The following is a 19,881-nucleotide window of genomic DNA, read 5'->3' on the forward strand; positions in this document are numbered from 1 at the left end:
CGCCAAACATCAAGAGCGCTTAGCCCTTGATCAGCCGTTCATGTTCCTGAATCGCAAAGCGGTCGGTCATTCCCGAGATATAATCGCTGACGATCCGCGCGAGCGCCGTTTCATCCTGTGCGTCCTCGACATCCTTGCGCCACTGTTTTGGCAATTCTTCGGGGTGCGCACAGAAATGCGGAAACAGATCCTCGACCACTTCGGTCACCTGCTTGCGCATGATCACAACAGACGGCGCACGGTACATGCGGTCGAACAAAAACGCGCGGATCACTTTGAGGTCTTGAAAAACAGGGTCCGAAAACTGGATCAGGGTGCGGCCCGCCATGCGAATATCGGTCGCGGATTGCGGCTGCATTTCATCCAAACGGGCCTTTGCAACAGTAATGACATCCTCGACCAGCACGCCAAAGAACCGGCGCAGCGCTTCGTGACGGCGGCGGTAATAGTTCAGACCGGGGTACAAACGGTCCACTTCGGCAAAGTTGCGTTCAAGAATGGGCAGCTTGGCCAGCTCATCCGTCGAAAACAACTCGGCGCGCAGCCCGTCATGCAAATCATGGTGGTTGTAGGCCACATCATCGGCGATCGCGGCGACCTGCGCCTCGGCACTGGCATAGGTTTCCAGCTCCAGATCATGCTGGCGACCATAGGCCTCAAGCGCCCAGGGCAATGGCCCGGTCACCGGACCGTTATGCTTGGCAATGCCTTCCAAGGTTTCCCACGTCAGGTTCAGCCCATCAAATTCCGCGTAATGCCGCTCAAGATGGGTCACAATCCGGATCGCCTGCGCGTTGTGATCAAACCCGCCATAGGGCTGCATCAATACCTGTAATGCGTCCTCTCCGGTGTGGCCAAAAGGCGGATGGCCCAAGTCATGCGCCAATGCAACGGCCTCGGTCAGTTCGGCGTTCAACCCCAATGCCCCCGAAATCGTGCGCGCCACTTGAGCAACCTCAATCGAATGGGTCAGACGTGTGCGATAATAATCGCCCTCATGCTCAATAAACACCTGCGTCTTGTGCTTGAGCCTGCGAAACGCACTGGCATGGATGATCCGGTCACGATCCCGCTGAAAGCAAGACCGAAAAGTACTCTCCTCCTCCGGCATCAACCGTCCCCGGGTCGCTGCCGGATCAGAGGCAAAAGAAGCGCGCATGTTCAGTGGTCCTTGTGGCCTGTCCTGTGGCTTTCTATATTGTAAGCAACGACAGATGGAAACCGATCACACCGGAGCCCGAAAATGAACCTGCCACCCAAAGTTACCTCTCGTGCATTTGACCGTCTTGCCGAAATCGGCGCGGCCGCAGATGGCAAGGCCTTGCGCGTCGCAGTCGAAGGGGGCGGATGCTCTGGCTTCCAATATGAAATCATCCTGGATGATCCCAAGGACGACGATATGATCCTCGAGGGGGCCGGTCAGAAAGTCGTGGTCGACAGCATCTCGCTCCCCTTCTTGGCAAATGCGACAATCGACTTCTCCGAAGAGCTGATCGGCGCGCGTTTCGTGATTGAAAACCCCAACGCGACCAGCGCCTGCGGTTGCGGTACATCCTTCTCGATGTAGCTTCCGGCCCCAGGTTTCATTTTGCCAAAAAAACTCCCGCCGGAGGCTGACCTCATGCCAATGAGGTCATCGCCCCAGAACACGCGCGCGAGAAACCTTGAAAAAAGGCCTCAAACCTTGGGCTGGACTGCTCTGCCAGTGCGATCACGGACTGCTCGACACCGCTAAGATGATCTGTGAGCGTCTGGCGCATCCGCGGCCAATCCGGCAGACGTTTGGGCCCGAGCTCGAACAGGCTTTCTGACAGACCACGCAATGCGCCCTGCCCGACCATTGCCCCATGGACTGAGACCTGGCCCGTAGGGACCGCATGGTTGAACGCGGGGCGATCCACCAGATGCGTCAGCCAACCGGTGACCAGATACCCGTGATAGACATCGCTCGCCCCCGGTGCACCGCAAATCATGGTGCAGTTTGCATGGGCCTCGACTACCAACCGTTCCCAGATCGGGCTGGGCACCGCGCCCGCAAGGCGCAATGCGGCACAAATTTCTGATAGTAAATCAATATCTTGATCCAAAAACGCCAACAGCCCAGCATATTCAAGGCTGGTCAATGCCTCAGGTGCCACCCCCGGATCACAGCGGCCATAATCACTGAGATAGAAAACAATATGAGCCAACTCATAAGCGGCTTTCTTGTTGGGCACCGCAAAGGTCCGGGGCCGCGCGATAAAGTTCTGCAACCTGTCGCCAAGGCCGGCCGCGTGGCATTTCGTCTGCACCCCGCGCCGCGCCAAAAGCCGCGCAGCCTCGCCCCGCTGCAAATCCGACAGCTCGGCTTCGACCAGCCCTTGGGCAGCCACCCAGTGGCACAGTGCCTCGCCTTGCGTTCCGCCTGCGCCCAGATCCTCAAGATCCAGACAAATTGACAGGTAAAACCGATAATACTGCGGGAAAAACTCAAGCTGACGGCGGATCGTATCATAAAACGCCGCATAAGGATCAAGCGCTGCATCAATACCATCTACGGACATGCTCGCCAGAATACCCAGCCATTCGGCGTTTTCTTTCAACCAGAACACATCCCCTCGCGCGCGACGCTGGTTTGCGAACATTACGCTCAAGGCCTCAGGCCCGGCGGCGGTCGCGGTACCCTTGGGGCGCGGTGTGAAGGAAAGAATATTTGACATTAGCAGTCTCCGGCAAGGTTCTGCGCCAGGTGCCGGGCGCAGAACCGATTTTATCTTAGGCTCAGCAGCTGGTTGTAAACAGCTCGACCAGGTGGCCCGAGGTCATTTCAGTCCCCGCAGGACCGCAGCTTGTGGTGAACAGTTCCGTACCGCCGCCGGTCATCATTTGAACAGGCCCCGCGCTGGATCCGGTAGTGAACAACTCTGTTCCGCCGCCCGTCATCATCTGGACAGGCCCTGCGCTGGAGCCAGTGGTGAACAGCTCTGTTCCCTGTCCAGCATGCATGGATGCCATCCCCGTTGGAGCTGCGGCAAATTGTGTTTCATCGACATAGGCTAGTGCGGTCATTTTTAGTCCTCTGTGAGGTTAAGGTTTCTGAATTGCAACCGGAGGCAGCAATCTGTCACTAAATAATCGGAAAAGTAGTTACTCACGCGTTAATTCTTCTTATAGTAGAATTTTCGTCAATTTATCCACATTCTGGCCCCACAGAATGCATGCCATAAGCCTCTTACCAAACTACACATTCCAAAAGTTATCCACAAAACTCGGCCATAATCCACATCATCTATCCTAGGTTGAACCCGCCAGAATCAAGCAAAATTCCTGCCCGAATCGCTGTGACCCGTCTCAAATTTTGACGCGCGCGGCACTTGCCCCATGCTGCCGGATACGCGATAGCTGAGAACAATCACCGGCTTGGGGGCAATCATGAAAATCGCGACGTTCAACATTAACGGCATCAAGGCCCGCATCGACGCATTGCCCCAGTGGCTGGACGAGGCGCAGCCGGACGTGGTGGTGCTGCAAGAGATCAAATCGATCGATGAAAACTTCCCCCGCGAACTGTTCGAGGACCGTGAATATAATGTCGAAACCCATGGGCAGAAATCCTTCAACGGGGTCGCGATTCTGTCAAAACTGCCCCTCGAAGACGTAACACGCGGTCTGCCCGGTGACGACACCGATGAACAAGCCCGCTATATTGAGGCGTCGGTGATGGGCGAGAAGCAGGCCATCCGCATCTGCGGGCTTTACCTGCCCAATGGCAATCCGGTGGAGTTGGACGTCAATGGCGCGCCCGTCGCTGGTGGAAAATATGCGTATAAGCTGGCATGGATGCAACGTTTGCAGGACCGGGCCCGCGCCTTGCTCGCTGAAGAAACGCCATTTTTGATGACAGGGGATTACAATATCATCCCCCAAGCCGAAGACGCAGCCAAACCGGACGCCTGGCGCGAGGATGCCTTGTTTCGTCTGGAATCTCGCACCGCGTGGCGGCGGTTGATCGCACTTGGGCTGACAGACGCATTTCGCGCCCGCACTCAAGGGCCGGGGCATTACAGTTTTTGGGATTATCAGGCAGGGGCGTGGAACCGCAACAATGGCATCCGCATTGACCATTTCCTACTCAGCCCCGCCGTGGCCGATAGCTTGCAAGAGTGCCAGATCGACAAGGATGTGCGCGGGCGGGACAAGCCTTCGGACCATGTGCCGGTCTGGGTTGATCTGGATATCTAGCCGTTATTTTTGAGGCAAGCGGCGGGGGGCCAGCCCCCCGACCCCCGGGATATTTCAAAGCCAGAGAATATAGGCATCAGGCCTGAAGTTCGGCATCCCAATACAAGAAATCCATCCAGCTTTCATGCAGGTGGTTTGGCGGAAACTTGCGCCCCATGTTGCGCAATTCCTCTGCATCGGGTTGGCGCGGTGGTTTACGCAGTTGAAACCCGGTTTGGTGCAGAGCTTTGGAGCCTTTGCGCAGATTGCACGGACTGCATGCCGCGACAACGTTCTGCCAGCTTGTGATGCCCCCTGATGCGCGCGGTACCACATGGTCAAAGGTCAAGTCGCCACGCGCGCCGCAATATTGGCAGCAGAATTCATCCCTCAGGAATAAATTAAAGCGCGTGAAGGCCACGCGCTTTTGAGGTTTTACATAATCTTTGAGGACGACCACCGAGGGGATGCGTATCTCCATCGAGGGGCTGTGCACGTATTCATCGTATTCGGCGACGATATCTACCCTGTCCAGCCATTTCGCTTTTATCGCGTCTTGCCAGGGCCAAAGTGACAGCGGATAGTAGGACAATGGCCTGTAATCCGCATTCAGCACCAAGGCCGGTTTGTGTTTCAGCCCTGCCGGGCTGCGCGTGAATTCTGTTCTGAAATCGCCGTCCATGTAACTTAAACCCTTTGCCGTTCCGCGTCCGGTCCGGCGGGAACAGCCCCGCCGATGGTTAAAACTATATCTCGTGTTTTGCGCCTGACAAGTCGCAAATAAGCACAAGATGTCGCAGAAACGGTATGATGGTTAAGTAACAGGCATGTGAAGAATGACCGTATAACGGATATAATGATCGAAATACCGTCGACACAGGAGCGAGAGGATGTGAAGTTTGACTGGCATGCGGATGAGATCAACCGCGCGACGCCGCTGGATGGCAATTATAAATCGACCCAGAATGTGAGGCGGTATCTACGCAATCAGTGCGGCGATGCGTTTAAATTTGACCGCCCGTTTATGGCGTGGATCCGAAGCGGCGTGCCGAAAACAATGGGCGACGTGGCCGATGAATGGACACGCCGCCAAGGGGGCGTTTAGAGCCCAAGTTTATCGCGCATGAAGGCCAGTGCCACACTCAACCCGTCGGGGGCAATGCCGTGGCCTGTGCCTTTCATGATATGGGCGTACACATCCGTCCAACCCGCGTCTTGCAGGGCTTGCGCCGCTTCGGGCAGCGATTGCGGCGGGACAACGTCGTCTGCATCGCCATGGACCAACAGAACCGGTGGGCGCACGGTTGCATCGTCCTTGAGGCTATCGGGGCTTAGCAATCGGCCCGAAAACGCGACAATACCGGCCACGGCATCTTCGCGGCGCGGGGCCACATGCAGCGCCATCATCGTGCCCTGACTAAACCCCAAAAGCACCACTTGTTCGGGCAACAAGTCTTCGTCCACCATCAACGCATCAAGGAATGCATTCAGGTCATCAACCGCCTGCATCATGCCGCGCTCGGACTCTTCTTCGGAGGAGTTATCGATCCACGGGATCGGAAACCACTGAAACCCCATTGGGGCACCGGCGCAGGCCTCTGGCGCGTCGGGGGCAATAAACAGCGTGTCGGGCAGATGTTCGCCCAAGGGATCAGCCAGCCCCAACAGGTCAGCACCATTGGCCCCATAACCGTGCAAGAACACGACGGCAGACCGCGTTTCCCCCGATACCGGTTCGCGGCGTTCTGCATTTAAGACACGTGTCATGTGATCCCTTCCCTTTGTTTTACAACGCGGTAGTACGAAAACAGCGCGCGGGCTGCAACCGACCGCCACGGCGACCAAGCCTCGGCCATCTGTGCAAGCTGTTTCGGCTTTGGCCGCACTGGCAGATCAAAAAGCGTTTTTGCGGCCTCTTGCAAGGCCAGATCACCCTCGGCAAACACATCGGCGCGGCCCAGCGAGAACATTGCATAGATTTGCGCCGTCCAAGTGCCAACGCCAGGGATCGCGGTAAGGGTTTTGATCACCTCATCATTGGGTACATCGCGCAGGGCGTCATAATCGATCCCCGACTGCGCCAGCGCCAAAGCATAGCGAATTTTCTGCCGGCTCAGACCTGCCGCGCGCAAGCCTTCTTCGCCAGCCGAGATAATCGCGGCCTCGTGGGTCAGGCCCTGCGCATCCATCTTGGCGCTCATCGCGTTGGCGGAGGCAACGGATACTTGCTGGCTGATGATCGCCCCGATCAAAGCATCAAACCCGTCGGCGCGTAATCGCAGCGGCAAAGGGCCAGTGGCCTGCAACGCATCGGCAAAACGGGGCTGTGTGTTGGCCAGCCACGCCGCCCCTTCGGCGACATCCGCATCGCAGGTGATGATCCGACCGACATTTTTCATTACGCTCACTTCCCGCCGCTCATAGGGTATCCAGCCATTCCAGCGCGTCCTTGGCCCTGTACAACACCAACGCGCCCGCTGGCGGGGCTGATCTGTCGATTACAATGCTGCGCAGGCCCATTTCCCGCGCGGCGTCCAGTTTGGGCCGGCTGGGCAACCCACCCACATTCCGGCAAATTAGGGTGTCGATGTCCAGTTCTCGAAACAGGGCCACTTCCTGTGCGACGGTAAAGGGCGGTGTCCCGAACACAGGCTGCACAAAATCAGGCAAGGCGCTGCGCATCTTTGGGTCATTTTGGCGCAGGAAAAGCGTGTCCCCCTTGAACAGCGTAAATTCGGGCACAGATCCCCTGCCCGTCGCGGCAAAGACCCGTGCGCCGGGAAAAATCATATCAGCAGCGGCTCGGACAGACGCGGCGCGCAGGACGGGTGGATCGATCGGCCAAATCGGCCGCAACACCCGCGCATAAGCGAGGCCCATTTCGGCGGCCGCCGCTGCGGCCATATCAGCCACATCGCTATCGAACCCGTGGCCCGCGTCGCAAATCGCGGTGATGCGCTGCTGTGCCAGAAAAAACTTCATATCCCCCACAGACGCGGGTGCCCAAATTTGCGAGGGCACGGCCAAGGGGCCAAAACTGCGTTCCGGCGCGCGCAAAATCGCCTGCATTCGTTGCCCATTCTGCGTGAATTGGGATGCAATATCATGCGCCTCGGCGCTGCCAGCGATCAACAATATATGAGAGGTCTGATCCATCAGCCAACCGTCGCCCAGCCAGCGCGCAGACACAAGGGGCTTGCCGATCCCAAAACCTGAGTTTACCCCGTTCGCATGACAATGATTGATGACACCCGCGCCAAGCGCAATGTGGCCGTTCTGGTCATCGCGCAGGCTTTCCTTGGCAGCCAGATGCCGATGTATTTCGTGGTCGGTGGATTGGCGGGGCAACAGCTTTCGCCCAACCTGTGCCTTGCCACCTTGCCGATCTCGATGATCGTGTTCGGATCCATGACAACCGCGCCTTGGCTGTCGGGCGTCATGCAACGGTTCGGACGCCGCGCGGGTTTTGTGGTGGGGGCGTTTGGCGGGATGTCGGGCGCAGCACTTTGCGCCTATGCCCTCATGATTGAGAGCTTTCTGGTTTTTCTATTGGGCAGCTATCTGGCTGGTATCTACATGTCTTCGCAGGGTTTTTTCCGTTTTGCGGCGACGGACACCGCATCGGATGAATACCGGCCAAAGGCGATTTCCTATGTGATGGCCGGCGGGCTGCTGTCCGCTGTCATTGGCCCGCAATTGGTCAGCCTGCTGACCGGGGCCAACCCGGATGCGACCGTTGTGCGGTTTTTGCCGGTCTATATCGCCGCGATTGCGCTGAACGCTGCGGGCATGGCGCTGTTCGCATTTTTAAAAATCCCCAAGCCGCCGATCCCAGCCGTTGATGCGCCCAAGGGTCGCTCGCGAATGGAACTGCTCAAGACGCCGCGCATTGCCGTGGCTGTGGTTTGCGGCATGGTGTCTTATGCGTTGATGAACTTGGTGATGACATCGACACCGCTGGCGGTGGTGGGCTGTGGCTATGACATCGTGGACGCGTCGCATATCGTAACCGGCCACGTGTTGGCGATGTATGCCCCGTCGTTCTTTACCGGGCATCTGATCGCACGTTTCGGGGTCGAAAAGATCCTTGGCCTTGGCATCGCAATTCTTGCCGTGGCCGGGATGGTCGCCTTGCAAGGGGTCGAACTGAGCAATTTCTATATCGCATTGATCCTGCTGGGCATTGGCTGGAACTTTGGCTTTATCGGGGCCACATCGATGTTGGCTGGCGCACATGAACCCCATGAACGCGGGCGCATGCAGGGGCTGAACGATCTGCTGGTGTTCGGTGGCGTGACCTTTGCGTCGCTGGCCAGTGGCGGGCTGATGAACTGTTCAGGCGGCAGCGCTGTCGAAGGCTGGGCCGCCGTGAACATCGCGATGATCCCGTTTCTGGTGCTCGCCGGTGGTGCGTTGATCTGGCTGGTGCTGCGCCAGAAACCTGAACAGGCGTAGCCTACCAACGTCCGCTAAGGGCGCGCCATGACAGCGCAAACCGGTCAAGCGGCGGCAAGGTACCCGACCCGACGCGCGACGGCGTCTCAATCGCGGCTTCCAGCACCGCAGCGCTCGCCCCAATGCTAAACAGTGCGGGCCGTGCGGCTGCCGAAACTTTACCACGCGATTGACGGGCTTTTTCCAGCCGAGTCAGTGCCTTGCGGGCTAATGCTGACACACCTGCATCGGTACCATCAAGCAACGGAATGCGCCCCTGCTCCACCAATTGCGGGATCGCCTGCAACCACGCCGCCACACCAGCGCCATAGCCCGCATCGCGTACAACAACCTCGTCCGCCGTGCCCAAACTCGATGCAGCAACCCACATCAAGCTGCCCGCCGTCTGGTCAATATAGGCGTCAAAATGCGCCTCGTCCTCGAACGGGTCGCGGTAGATATCCCACCTGCGCGCGCCCACCAGCGTATCCAGATGATGCGCCTGATCCGCCGCGATCACAGCACCCAAGGGCGTTGCAACCTCGTGCCGGCGCACGGCACCGGATTTGCCAATTTCATCGCACACATCACGCCACCACTGCAGGCGCATTTCAGCAATCATCGCCTCTTGCGTCACCCAAGGCGCACGCGCCACTTCGATGTTGAACGCGTAAAGCGGGAACAGAACACGCCGCGCCGCAAGCGGGGCCGCCATGGCCGCGCGAAACCGCAGCGGGTCTGCGCGTTCAACAATCGCGGCGCAGGCGGTCAGGTCGTCGTTAAATTTCATCCAAGAAATCCGATATGGCCTGAGCCGCTTCAGGGGCGTCTACGATGGCCAAATGTCCGTATTCCGGCACGATCACATAGGTGCCTTTATCGTTCACGGATGCCATCGTTTCCTCGTATTTATCCGCATAAAACGCGCTGTCATCGGCACCGGCCACCAGCAAAAACTTTGGCAACGCCGCCACATCCGCCAGATAATCGCCGCGCGGCGCAAAACCCGAGTTCAGCCGGTAGCTATAGGCCGTGGTCGCGGTGTCACCCAAGGGGCCGTCCAACACCTGCTGAGGCATGGCAAACTGGATCACCGTTCTATCATTCAACGCCGTAATGCGGAATGCGTTCAGGATCGACAACCCGATCATCCGGCGCAGTTGCACGGTTTCCCACCCGCCAGAGTTTTGCTGCGTTGTCGGCGCGTTGTACTTGAGGAACGGAGCAAGCAGCACCGCACCATCCAGCAGCGGGCCATATTCGCTGCCCGCAAACCGCGCGACCAAACCGCCGCCAGAGGAATGCCCGCCCATCACGATCTTTTGGCCCGGCACATGCACGGCGGTGATCAGGTCGATCAAATCATCCTCAAGCTGTGCGATATAATCAATGTCCCCACGCTGGCCCGGTGCTGTCCCATGGCCGCGCAAATCAGGGGCAAGCACCGCGGCCTTTTCGCTGAGCTTTTGGGCCATTTCGACGAATTGCAGACCGTGCCAGCCAGACCCGTGTACCAGCACCAGCAGCGGCGCGCCCGCAGGCCCGTCAAACCGGCGATATTTCAACGCATAGCCATCGCGCATGGGGGTGCTTAGCAACGGCGGGATTACCGGCATGGCCGCGTCTTGCGAAAGATATGCGTCGAAATCCAACACCTTACGCTCGGCCACAGGTTTGGGCGGATCGGTCAGAACCAGAACAACGGCGACACCCAGCGTGATCGCCACGCTCAGCACAATGGTCAGAGCAATCTTAAACAGCGTTTTCATTGCCCTTTATGCCTTATTATCGCGGATAAGCTTCCAACGGATCGCGTCCAACAGCGCCTCAAACGACGCATCCACTATGTTTGCCGAAACCCCAACAGTGGACCAACGCCGCCCCTGCCCGTCTTCGCTGTCGATGATGACACGCGTGACCGCTTCGGTACCGCCTTGGGTGATGCGCACCTTGAAATCGACCAGATGCATGTCTTCCAGCAGGGCGGAATATTGGCCCAAATCCTTGACCAGCGCCTTGGACAACGCGTTCACCGGGCCACGATCACAGCCCTCCGCATCCATGCTTTCGCTGACAGACAGACGCTTTTCACCGTCGACTTTGACGACCACCACCGCCTCGGACAGGCTCACCATCTGGTTATACTTGTTCTTACGCCGCTCGACCGTGACACGGTAGCGCTTGACCTCGAACAGGTCCGGCATCTGCCCCAAGGCTTGGCGCGCCAACAGCTCAAAGCTCGCCTGCGCGGTGTCATAGCTATAGCCATCCGCCTCGCGCGCCTTGACCTGATCCAGGATCAACCCAAGCGCCGGATCGCCTTTGGCCACGGACAAACCAGCGCCTTCAAGGCGACGGCGCAGATTGGATTGCCCGGCTTGGTTCGACATCGGAATGATGCGCGCATTGCCGACCAGCTCGGGCTGGACATGTTCGTAGGTGCTGGGGTCTTTCAGGATCGCAGAGGCGTGCAGCCCTGCCTTATGGGCAAAGGCGGAAGACCCGACAAACGCCGCTTGCTTCATCGGCACACGGTTCAGGATTTCATCCAAACTGCGGCTGATCTGAGTCAGCCCCTCAAGCGCCTCCAGACTGATCCCGGTGTCATAGGCGCTGGCGTAGGGTTCTTTCAGCAGCAAAATCGGGATCAGCGTGGTGAGGTTCGCATTGCCACAGCGTTCGCCCAGCCCGTTCAACGTGCCCTGAATTTGCCGCGCGCCCGCATCCACTGCGGCCAGCGAACAGGCCACGGCGTTTTCGGTGTCATTATGGGTATGGATGCCCAGATGGGTGCCGGGAATGCCTGCCGCGATCACCTCGGCGGTGATGCGCGCCACCTCGGCTGGCAGGGTGCCGCCATTGGTGTCGCACAGCACGATCCAGCGCGCACCTGCGTCATAGGCCGCCTTGATCGCCGTCAGCGCATAATCGGGGTTGGCGCGGTACCCGTCAAAGAAATGCTCTGCATCAAACAGTGCCTCGCGACCTTGGGCGACCAGATAGGCGATTGATTTTGAAATGTTTCCGGTGTTTTCAGCCAGTTCGATGCCAAGGGCGGCGGTCACATGAAAATCATGGGTTTTGCCCACAAGGCACACGGTATCCGTGCCCGCATTCATCACTGCGGCCAGCACGTCGTCATTTTCGGCCGATAAGCCCGCCCGTTTGGTCATCCCGAACGCCGTCATCTTGGCGCGGGTGCGCGGCGCATCGTCGAAAAACGCAGAGTCGGTCGGGTTCGCCCCCGGCCATCCGCCTTCGATGTAATCCACACCAAGCGTGTCTAGGGCGTTGGCGATGGTGATCTTCTCGGCGGTCGAGAATTGCACCCCTTGGGTTTGCTGCCCGTCGCGGAGGGTGGTGTCGTAGAGGTAGAGGCGTTGTTTAGTCATGAGATCGCCCCCCTTCCCTTATTCTTCCTTACGTCGTGCACTTTGCACGACCAGCCCCCGACCGCCCCAGTCACGCCGCAGGCGTGCTTCCAGCACGACGGCGGGGGCTTCGCCCCAACCCTCGGCCGGGGGCTGGCCTGTGTTACGAGGCGCATCATTTGATGGCCTCTAGCTTGGCTGGGTCGAAACCTACAGCTGGTGCTAGATCTACACCCGCCTTCGACATACGCACCTCGACCCCAGCCTCTACTAGAGCCTTTTTCAAGCTATCCACCGGAGCAAAATCCTTAGTTTGGAGAGCTTCTTCCCTTAATTTTTGGAGCAAATTGGCAAAATTAACCAGGTTAACAGATTCATCTGCGGCGAACCAATCACCCAATTCATCCGTAAGCAGCCCCAAGAATTGCGCAGAAGCCAGAAACTCTTCAATAGTGTACTCAGAAGGCTTTTTGACGCCATCTTCTCGAGAAGCCTCCCAAATATCATGAAACATGCTAATCAAGATTGATATTGCTAAGGTGCTGTTTAAGTCATCGGCAATCGCTGCAATGATTTCTTGGTTTGGTTTACTCGCCTTCACCCCTTTTACTGCTTTTCTCCAACCTCTTAATACTTTTTCTCCGTATTCAGCTTTTCCTACGGTCCAGTCCATCGGCTTGCGGTAATGCGTGCTTAACATCACGAACCGGATCACCTCTCCCGGCACGCCCTGATCTAACAAGTCGCGCACGGTAAAGAAGTTGCCCAAGGACTTGGACATCTTCTTGCCCTCGACCTGCAACATCTCGTTGTGCAGCCAATACCGGGCCATCTCATCGGTGCCATTTGCGCAGCAGCTTTGGGCGATCTCGTCTTCGTGGTGTGGAAATTGCAAATCCAAACCGCCACCATGAATATCGAACACATGGGGGTGCTTTTTTGCTTCATCCGACAACCGCCCCTCGCCCAACGGTTTTTTCCAAAGCAGTTCATCCGCCATGGCCGAGCATTCGATATGCCAGCCGGGACGGCCACGGCCCCACGGACTGTCCCAACCCGGCGTTGTGTCATCCGACGGTTTCCACAGCACAAAATCCATCGGATCTTCTTTGTAGGGGGCCACTTCGACCCGCGCGCCGGCGATCATGTCATCGACCGACCGTCCCGATAGCGCCCCGTATTTTTCGTAACTGCGCACACGGAACAGCACATGTCCCTCGGCAGCATAGGCATGCCCATTGGCAATCAAGTCTTCGATCATCGCGACCATCTGCGGGATATAGGCCGTCGCGCGCGGCATCTCGTTCGGCTCAAGCGCGCCAACGGCGGCCATATCGTCCAAAAACCATTGCGTCGTCTCGGCGGTGATCTCTCCGATTGACCGGCCACTTTCAGCAGCGCGTTTGTTGATCTTGTCATCCACATCCGTGAAATTGCGCACATAGGTCACGTGATCCGGCCCATACACATGGCGCAGCAACCGGAACAGCACATCAAACACGATCACAGGCCGCGCATTGCCCAAATGCGCGCGGTCATAGACCGTCGGCCCGCAGACATACATCCGCACGTTTTCAGGATCGATGGGAACAAATTCCTCGCGTTTGCGGGTTTTCGTGTTGTGCAGCTTGATCGTCGTCATATGGCGCGTCCTTACGCAAGTATGGCGCGGGCATGGCACATTTGGTTTGAAAAGAAAACGCTATGAACAGGCCCGCTGGAAAGTCTCAGCAGGAAATACAGCAAATAATTGTTGCGTTCATATTCATGGCACCTGCCTAGCGCGGTGCCGCACCCAAGGTCAAGGCTGATTGACAATCCTCCCCGCCTCTGCGCCCCTGCGCCAGCACATCACAAAGGGAGACAAACCATGCAGATATCTAAGCGGCTTACCAGCATTTTGGGCGGCGGTTCAGACGGTTGGGGTGTTTTCCTACGGGCGCGTCAAATGATTGCCGACGGCACCCCCGTGACCGAGCTGACGATTGGGGAACATGACATCCGCACGGCGGCCCCGATCCTGCAAGACATGCACCGCGCCGCCCTTGGCGGTCACACGGGCTATGCCGCGATCTCGGGCACCACAACCCTGCGCGATACCGTGGCCCGACGCGTGCAGGACCGCACTGGCGTGAAAACCACCCGCGACAATGTGGTCATCACCCCCGGCGGGCAATCCGCACTGTTTGCCGCCCATGCGGCAGCGACCAATCCCGGCGATACGGCCCTGTTCATTGATCCTTACTACGCGACCTACCCCGGCACCATTCGCGGCGTCAGCGCCATTCCCAAGGCGATCCCAGCGCATGCCAAGGACGCCTTCCAACCCCAGGGCGACGAAATCGCCGCAGCGGCCCCTGGGGCGAAATCGCTGCTCATCAACTCGCCCAACAACCCCACCGGTGTGGTTTATACCCGCCCAACGCTCGATGCTATTGCACAGGTGTGCAAGGATAACGCGCTGTGGCTGATCTCGGACGAGGTCTATGATACCCAAGTGTGGAACGGCACCCATATATCGCCGCGCGCATTACCCGATATGGCGGATAAAACGCTAGTGGTCGGGTCCATGTCAAAAAGCCACGCCATGACCGGATCGCGCTGCGGCTGGATCATCGGGCCCGAGGACGCCGTTGAACATCTGACCAACCTCGCGACACACACCACCTATGGCGTACCCGGTTATATCCAGGACGCCGCCGAATTCGCGTTGAACCAAGGTCCCGCCTTCGAGGAAGACATCGCCGCCCCGTTCAAACGCCGCCGGGTTCTGGCGCAAGACATCATTGCACAGCAAAACGCCGTAAGCTTGGTGCCTGCGGACGGCGCGATGTACCTGATGCTGGATATACGCAGCACAGGCATGTCGGGCGAGGATTTCGCCTATGCCCTACTGGACACTCATCATATCGCCGTCATGCCGGGTGAAAGCTTTGGCACCGCCGCCGCTGGCCATATCAGGGTCGCTATGACCATCGAAGACAGCGCATTCGCGCAGGCCCTGAAAACGCTGTGTACCTTCGCGGAAAGCCGCGCACAGTAGACACACTTAGCGAAAAACAAAAAAAGGGCCGGAGAATATACTCCGGCCCCTGTTCTCTGGCTTTTAAATATCCCCGCCGGAGGCGCCTTTCCAGACGCCCCCGAACGGCACACCGCCAGTATTATTCAGACGTTTCGCTTAGAAGCGGTAGGAACCACGCAGAGTGAAGGTTGTGGCGTCCAGATCGTTACCGGCTGTACCACCCACATCGCTAAAGCGGTGTTCAAGAAGCTCGGCACCAACTGTGTACTGCTCGGACACTTTATAGCTCATGCCGATACCGTAAAACGCACCATCTTCGTCACCGCCGGATGTGTCAGCCAAAGCATAACCACCAGTTGCATAGATCATAGTGTTGCCAAGGTCATAACCGCCCTTGATTTTTGCACGCGCAACGGAATCAAGCGTCGAAACACCACCTAGATCGATGTCGGTTTTGTCATAGTCAAGTTCACCACCCAGGACGAACTTACCAAAGTCATGGTCGTAGCCTGCGTGGAAACCGTAAAGGCCATTGTCGCCATCTTGTGCGCCTTGGCCGTCTGCATCACCGTAACCCAGCTGCAAACCAGTGTAGAAACCTGTCCAGTTGCCGCCCATATCGGCCACAACAACAGGTGCAGTCATCACAGGCTCAACGATCGGCTCTTCCAAGCTACCGGCAAGGGCAGCGCCGCCCATGGCAAAAGTAGCAGCCGCGGCGAGCGTTGTATATTTCATTGAACGTTTCATGATCATAACTCCTTGATCTCTCGTAATTACTCAGCGGGTCATCCCGCTTCGGTTACACAACGCTGCATGTAGGATTTAGGTTCACGCGATCCCAGTAACGGGTTGGTGATCGGTCATTTGTTGCTGATTTGCGTCACCTCATCGGCGGGGATTTGCCGCCGGACCCAAGAAACATTGGGTCGCAAACAGAATAAGCGTCGCAAACAAGACAGATGGTCAAAATTTATCTGCGCAGCATTGGAACCATTCGGAGGGAGGCTGCATGAAAACAGAGCATTGCATCATCATCTGTATCATCCGCACCATCGGGGCTGAACGGGGTCGCGCAGCACGGGGCGCGCCAGCGCGGGCCTAGCAACCGCCACCCCTTTTTCCTTCACTTGCTGGAACCCCATATGACCATACAAACACCTCACCGCTCTGGTGGTCGCGCTGCACGCCGTGCGGCCCGCGCCGCCCCCCTTGCCGATCATCTGCGCCCCGTTCGCGCGGGCATGTCCGGCGGTACCTTTAATCCGTTGTCCCCCGCCGCGATGGAACGCATTCACCATGCCGCCTTGGATGCGTTGGAACAAATCGGCCTTGCTGATGCGCCGCCCTCTGGCATTGCCTACATGACAGCTGCGGGCGCGATCTTGGGCGATGATGGCAGGCTCCGCTTTCCGCGTGCCTTGATCGAAGACACGATTGCCCGCGCCAACCGGTCTGTCACCTTGCACGCCCGTGACCCCAAACATGATCTGGAGCTGTCTGGCACGCGTGTTCATTACGGCACCGCCGGGGCAGCCGTGCATCTGGTTGACGTCGATGGGCGCACCTACCGCGAATGTGGTGTGCAAGACCTGCATGATGCCGCCCACATCGCCGACCAGCTCGACAATTTACATTTCGTTCAGCGCCCCATGGTGTGCCGCGACATCCCCGACAACCTCGAGATGGATCTCAATTCGATCTATGCCTGCTGTGCGGGCACGACCAAACATGTGGGCGTTTCCTTTACCGAGCCCTCCTTTGTGCCACACGGTCTGGAACTGCTGCACATGATTGCGGGCGGCGAGGATAAATGGCGCGAACGGCCTTTTGTGTCGAACACGAACTGCTTTGTCGTCCCGCCAATGAAATTTGCCACCGAAAGCTGTCTGGTGATGGAGGCCTTGATCGAAGGCGGCATGCCGATACTACTGCTGTCAGCAGGTCAGGCCGGTGCCACCGCCCCTGCCCCCATTGCCGGTGCAATCGTGCAGGCCGTTGCGGAATGTCTGGCCGGTTTGGTTTATGTCAACGCCGTAAAACCGGGTCATCCTGCAATCTTTGGCACCTGGCCCTTTGTCAGCGACCTGCGCACCGGTGCGATGTCCGGCGGGTCGGGCGAACAGGCGTTGCTCACCGCCGGATGCGCGCAAATGCACCGGTATTACGATCTGCCCGGCGGCGCGGCGGCAGGTATTGCAGATGCCAAGCTGCCCGACATGCAAGCCGGTTGGGAACAGGCGATGTCAAATGTGATGGCAGGCATGTCCGGCCTGAACATGGTGTACGAGGCCGCGGGCATGCATGCGTCGCTCTTGGGGTTCTGCCTTGAATCGCTGATCTTGGGCGATGATCTGATCGGGCAAGCCCTGCGCTGCGTGCGCGGGATCGAAGTCACCGAGGACAGCGTCAGCCTTGAGGTGATCCGCGCCACCTGCATTGGCGGGCCGGGGCATTATCTGGGGTCTGACCAAACACTGGGCCTAATGCAGACCGAATATATCTATCCCACGCTGGCGGACCGCACATCGCCCAAGGAATGGGCCGAACTGGGCAGGCCCGACCTGCTGGCCCGCGCCACCGCCCGCAAGGACGACATTCTTGCGCAACGTGCCAGCGCACGGTTCGACGCGCAGACAGACCGCATGATCCGCGAACGGTTCAACATCCATCTGCCCGCCTAGGGCGTAACTCTCTCCGTGACTTCATCAAATGCTCTGCTAAATCTGTGTGGACGGGGGCTGCCATGCGGCCCCCGCGCCCGGACCTTTGGCGGAGACATCCATGATCGACTTCATCATTGCCCATATCGAAGTGGTCGGCGTCACCCTGTTGACGCTGATGGTGGCCTTTGTCCTGCTGCAACAACGCCGCAGCCCGCAATCCACTGCCGCATGGATCCTGTTTCTGGTGTTGCTGCCCTATGTGGCTGTACCGGTATTTGTCGGATTGGGTTTCCGCAAACAGGGCAAACGCTATGCGCCGATCCGTTTCACACGCCGTGAGCATCACCAAACCCCGGTCCATGATCTAGATCACACTTTTCAGAACTTCGAGATGCCCCCCGCCCTTGAGGCACAGCATTTCAAGCTGCTTGAAACACCGCAGGCGGCATTCGACGCGGTCATGCAGATGATCCAAGGCGCGCAGCACAGCATTGATTGCATATTCTACGTCGTTGCCGATGACGACACCGGGGAACGGTTTGTCAACGCTCTGACCAACAGGGCCAAGGCCGGCGTAAAGGTCCGGCTTCTGATGGACCGCTTTGGCACCATGCGCGGGCCGCACAAAGCACTTGATGCGCTTAAAAAGGCAGGCGGCGATGTGCTGTATTTCTCGCCGTTTCTGCAATTGCCCGGCACGGGTCATCTGAACCTGCGCAACCACCGCAAAATCATCATTGCCGACAATGCGCGCGTCTTTTCGGGCGGGATGAACATCGGCTGCCACTACATGACCGACGCACCCGCCGATGACCATTGGGTTGATCTGGCCATCACCATCGAAGGGATGAGCGTGCAGGCGTTTTGCGATGTGTACCGATCAGATTGGGAGGTCGCGAGCGGCAAAGACGTCGAAGCCGTTACCAAGGCCCCCGACACCGCTGGTAATGCAACGCTGCAATTGATCGCCTCGGGCCCAGATATCGACGAAGACCCGCTGCACGACGGGCTGATCCGCGCGCTGCATCTGGCCCATACCCGTATCTGGATCGCGACCCCCTATTTCGTGCCGACCGAACCTTTGGCCAATGCGATACGGATCGCTGCGCTGCGTGGGGTGGACGTGCGCATCATCGTGCCGCAGAAATCCAACCAGCATATCGCTGACTTCGCCCGTGGCGGATACCTGCGCGATGCCGAGGCCGCAGGGGCAAAGGTATATTACTTCACCCCTCGCATGATCCACGCCAAAGCGGCGGTAATTGATGATGTGGCGGTCGTCGGCACCGCCAATTTCGACGTGCGCAGCATGCTGTTGAACTTTGAGGCGATGATATTTCTATATGATGCCGGATCGGTCACCCAACTTGCAGACTGGTTTATGGCCCGCCAAAAAGATTGCCACAGCAACAGCCCCCACCCCCATCTGCCACGCCGTCTGGCCGAAGGGGTCTTTCGTATCGGAGCGCCGATCCTGTGACCCACCCCACGCTACGTATCGCCAGCTATAATATGCGCAAGGCCAAAGGCACGGACCGTCAGCGCGATCCTGAACGGATCATGCGCATTATCCGTGATCTGGACGCCGAGATTGTCGTGTTGCAAGAGGCCGACATGCGGCTGGGAAAGCGCCCCTCGGCCCTGCCGCTGGATATACTGACAGCTGAAACAGGTCTGGTCGCCGTGCCCGTGCCCAGCCCCGTCAGCATCGGCTGGCATGGCAATGCGGTCTTGATAACGCCGCGCGCGGATATCCAAGATGTGCAGCATATCAATCTGCCCGGCGCTGAACCGCGCGGCGCAATGGTGGTCGATGCCGAAATCGCCGGTGTCGAACTGCGTGTGATTGCAACCCATCTGGGGCTGATGCGGTGGGCCCGCCGCGCGCAGTTGACCTCTTTGATCACCCATCTGGACGAACGTGACCGCCGCCCGACGTTGATCGCGGGCGATATGAACGAATGGTCGCAAACCGTAGGTCTTGGCCGTTTGGCGCATCACTTTACCATCCATGCCCCGGGCAAAAGTTTTCATGCGCGCATGCCGGTAGCCGCCTTAGACAGGATTGCAATCGATGATGATCTGACCGTCGTGGGCGGCGGCGTGGTCGAGACACATGACGCGCAACGCGGGTCGGATCACCTGCCGATCTGGCTGGATTTCACACGATCAACCTAGCGCGATT

At 58.3% G+C, this 19,881-nt stretch carries 20 protein-coding genes; 8 read left to right on the forward strand and 12 right to left on the reverse strand.

Annotated elements, in window-relative coordinates:
* Positions 1-19 precede the first annotated feature (19 nt).
* On the reverse strand, positions 20-1,159 hold the full coding sequence (locus tag BM347_RS04745; RefSeq protein WP_093915211.1) for a deoxyguanosinetriphosphate triphosphohydrolase: 1,140 nt from the start codon (positions 1,157-1,159) through the stop codon (positions 20-22).
* A gap of 84 nt (positions 1,160-1,243) precedes the next feature.
* On the opposite strand from BM347_RS04745, the gene BM347_RS04750 reads away from it, so the two are divergent.
* A complete protein-coding gene (locus BM347_RS04750; RefSeq protein WP_093915212.1) occupies positions 1,244-1,567 on the forward strand; it encodes a HesB/IscA family protein in 324 nt (107 codons plus the stop codon).
* A gap of 52 nt (positions 1,568-1,619) precedes the next feature.
* On the opposite strand, the gene BM347_RS04755 is transcribed toward BM347_RS04750, so the two are convergent.
* Both BM347_RS04755 and BM347_RS04760 read right to left on the reverse strand, forming a co-directional pair.
* A complete protein-coding gene (locus tag BM347_RS04755; RefSeq protein WP_093915213.1) occupies positions 1,620-2,699 on the reverse strand; it encodes a DUF6902 family protein in 1,080 nt (359 codons plus the stop codon).
* Positions 2,700-2,760: 61 nt separating this feature from the next.
* Positions 2,761-3,048, reverse strand: a complete 288-nt coding sequence (locus tag BM347_RS04760; RefSeq protein ID WP_093915214.1) for a DUF6749 family protein — start codon at positions 3,046-3,048, stop codon at positions 2,761-2,763.
* A 363-nt stretch (positions 3,049-3,411) separates the two neighbouring features.
* Between BM347_RS04760 and xth the strand changes: the two genes are divergently transcribed.
* Entirely contained in the window at positions 3,412-4,221 is an 810-nt protein-coding gene (gene xth / locus BM347_RS04765) for an exodeoxyribonuclease III (protein ID WP_093915215.1), read from the forward strand.
* Between the two features lie 76 nt (positions 4,222-4,297).
* On the opposite strand, the gene BM347_RS04770 is transcribed toward xth, so the two are convergent.
* Positions 4,298-4,882: an HNH endonuclease gene (locus tag BM347_RS04770; protein WP_093915216.1), complete on the reverse strand. Its 585-nt coding sequence runs from the start codon at positions 4,880-4,882 to the stop codon at positions 4,298-4,300.
* 210 nt (positions 4,883-5,092) lie between these two features.
* On the opposite strand from BM347_RS04770, the gene BM347_RS04775 reads away from it, so the two are divergent.
* Entirely contained in the window at positions 5,093-5,305 is a 213-nt protein-coding gene (locus BM347_RS04775; protein ID WP_175498505.1) for a DUF6434 domain-containing protein, read from the forward strand.
* Here the strand turns inward: BM347_RS04775 and BM347_RS04780 are convergent.
* Genes BM347_RS04780 through BM347_RS04790 form a run of 3 tightly spaced genes read right to left on the reverse strand, consistent with a single transcriptional unit; the run spans position 5,302 to position 7,389 of the window.
* A complete protein-coding gene (locus tag BM347_RS04780; RefSeq protein WP_093915218.1) occupies positions 5,302-5,967 on the reverse strand; it encodes an alpha/beta hydrolase in 666 nt (221 codons plus the stop codon). The two genes, BM347_RS04775 and BM347_RS04780, sit on opposite strands and share 4 nt — an antisense overlap.
* Positions 5,964-6,599 (reverse strand): DNA-3-methyladenine glycosylase family protein, encoded by a 636-nt coding sequence (locus BM347_RS04785; protein ID WP_093915219.1) that lies wholly within the window; start codon positions 6,597-6,599, stop codon positions 5,964-5,966. The genes BM347_RS04780 and BM347_RS04785 overlap by 4 nt, the downstream gene beginning before the upstream one ends.
* Positions 6,600-6,618: 19 nt before the next feature.
* Positions 6,619-7,389: a precorrin-6A/cobalt-precorrin-6A reductase gene (locus BM347_RS04790; protein ID WP_245764182.1), complete on the reverse strand. Its 771-nt coding sequence runs from the start codon at positions 7,387-7,389 to the stop codon at positions 6,619-6,621.
* Positions 7,390-7,431: 42 nt separating this feature from the next.
* On the opposite strand from BM347_RS04790, the gene BM347_RS04795 reads away from it, so the two are divergent.
* Positions 7,432-8,655 (forward strand): MFS transporter, encoded by a 1,224-nt coding sequence (locus BM347_RS04795; RefSeq protein WP_093915220.1) that lies wholly within the window; start codon positions 7,432-7,434, stop codon positions 8,653-8,655.
* 1 nt (position 8,656) lies between these two features.
* On the opposite strand, the gene BM347_RS04800 is transcribed toward BM347_RS04795, so the two are convergent.
* From BM347_RS04800 to cysS, 4 genes are all read right to left on the reverse strand, one after another.
* The gene (locus BM347_RS04800) at positions 8,657-9,424 is read right to left on the reverse strand and encodes a squalene/phytoene synthase family protein (protein ID WP_093915221.1); all 768 of its coding nucleotides are present in this window, start codon (positions 9,422-9,424) and stop codon (positions 8,657-8,659) included.
* A complete protein-coding gene (locus tag BM347_RS04805) occupies positions 9,414-10,403 on the reverse strand; it encodes an alpha/beta hydrolase (protein ID WP_217644005.1) in 990 nt (329 codons plus the stop codon). Before BM347_RS04805 ends, BM347_RS04800 begins: the two co-directional genes overlap by 11 nt.
* A gap of 6 nt (positions 10,404-10,409) precedes the next feature.
* A complete protein-coding gene (cimA, locus tag BM347_RS04810) occupies positions 10,410-12,026 on the reverse strand; it encodes a citramalate synthase (RefSeq protein WP_093915222.1) in 1,617 nt (538 codons plus the stop codon).
* 154 nt (positions 12,027-12,180) lie between these two features.
* Positions 12,181-13,647, reverse strand: a complete 1,467-nt coding sequence (gene cysS, locus BM347_RS04815; protein ID WP_093915223.1) for a cysteine--tRNA ligase — start codon at positions 13,645-13,647, stop codon at positions 12,181-12,183.
* A gap of 228 nt (positions 13,648-13,875) precedes the next feature.
* Between cysS and BM347_RS04820 the strand changes: the two genes are divergently transcribed.
* Entirely contained in the window at positions 13,876-15,048 is a 1,173-nt protein-coding gene (locus tag BM347_RS04820) for a pyridoxal phosphate-dependent aminotransferase (RefSeq protein ID WP_093915224.1), read from the forward strand.
* Between the two features lie 138 nt (positions 15,049-15,186).
* Here the strand turns inward: BM347_RS04820 and BM347_RS04825 are convergent, their stop codons facing one another.
* Entirely contained in the window at positions 15,187-15,780 is a 594-nt protein-coding gene (locus BM347_RS04825; protein WP_093915436.1) for an outer membrane protein, read from the reverse strand.
* Between the two features lie 395 nt (positions 15,781-16,175).
* Between BM347_RS04825 and BM347_RS04830 the strand changes: the two genes are divergently transcribed.
* The 3 genes from BM347_RS04830 (at position 16,176) to BM347_RS04840 (ending at position 19,874) form a co-directional block, all read left to right on the forward strand.
* Positions 16,176-17,714: a trimethylamine methyltransferase family protein gene (locus BM347_RS04830; protein WP_093915225.1), complete on the forward strand. Its 1,539-nt coding sequence runs from the start codon at positions 16,176-16,178 to the stop codon at positions 17,712-17,714.
* Between the two features lie 100 nt (positions 17,715-17,814).
* Complete coding sequence (locus BM347_RS04835) at positions 17,815-19,176, forward strand: phospholipase D-like domain-containing protein (protein ID WP_093915226.1); 1,362 nt, start codon at positions 17,815-17,817, stop codon at positions 19,174-19,176.
* Positions 19,173-19,874 carry an endonuclease/exonuclease/phosphatase family protein gene (locus tag BM347_RS04840; protein ID WP_342742171.1) on the forward strand — a complete coding sequence of 234 codons (702 nt, stop codon included), beginning with the start codon at positions 19,173-19,175 and terminating at the stop codon, positions 19,872-19,874. Before BM347_RS04835 ends, BM347_RS04840 begins: the two co-directional genes overlap by 4 nt.
* Positions 19,875-19,881 lie beyond the last annotated feature (7 nt).

The organism is Sulfitobacter marinus (genome assembly GCF_900116285.1).
Classification (GTDB): Bacteria; Pseudomonadota; Alphaproteobacteria; order Rhodobacterales; family Rhodobacteraceae; genus Sulfitobacter; species Sulfitobacter marinus.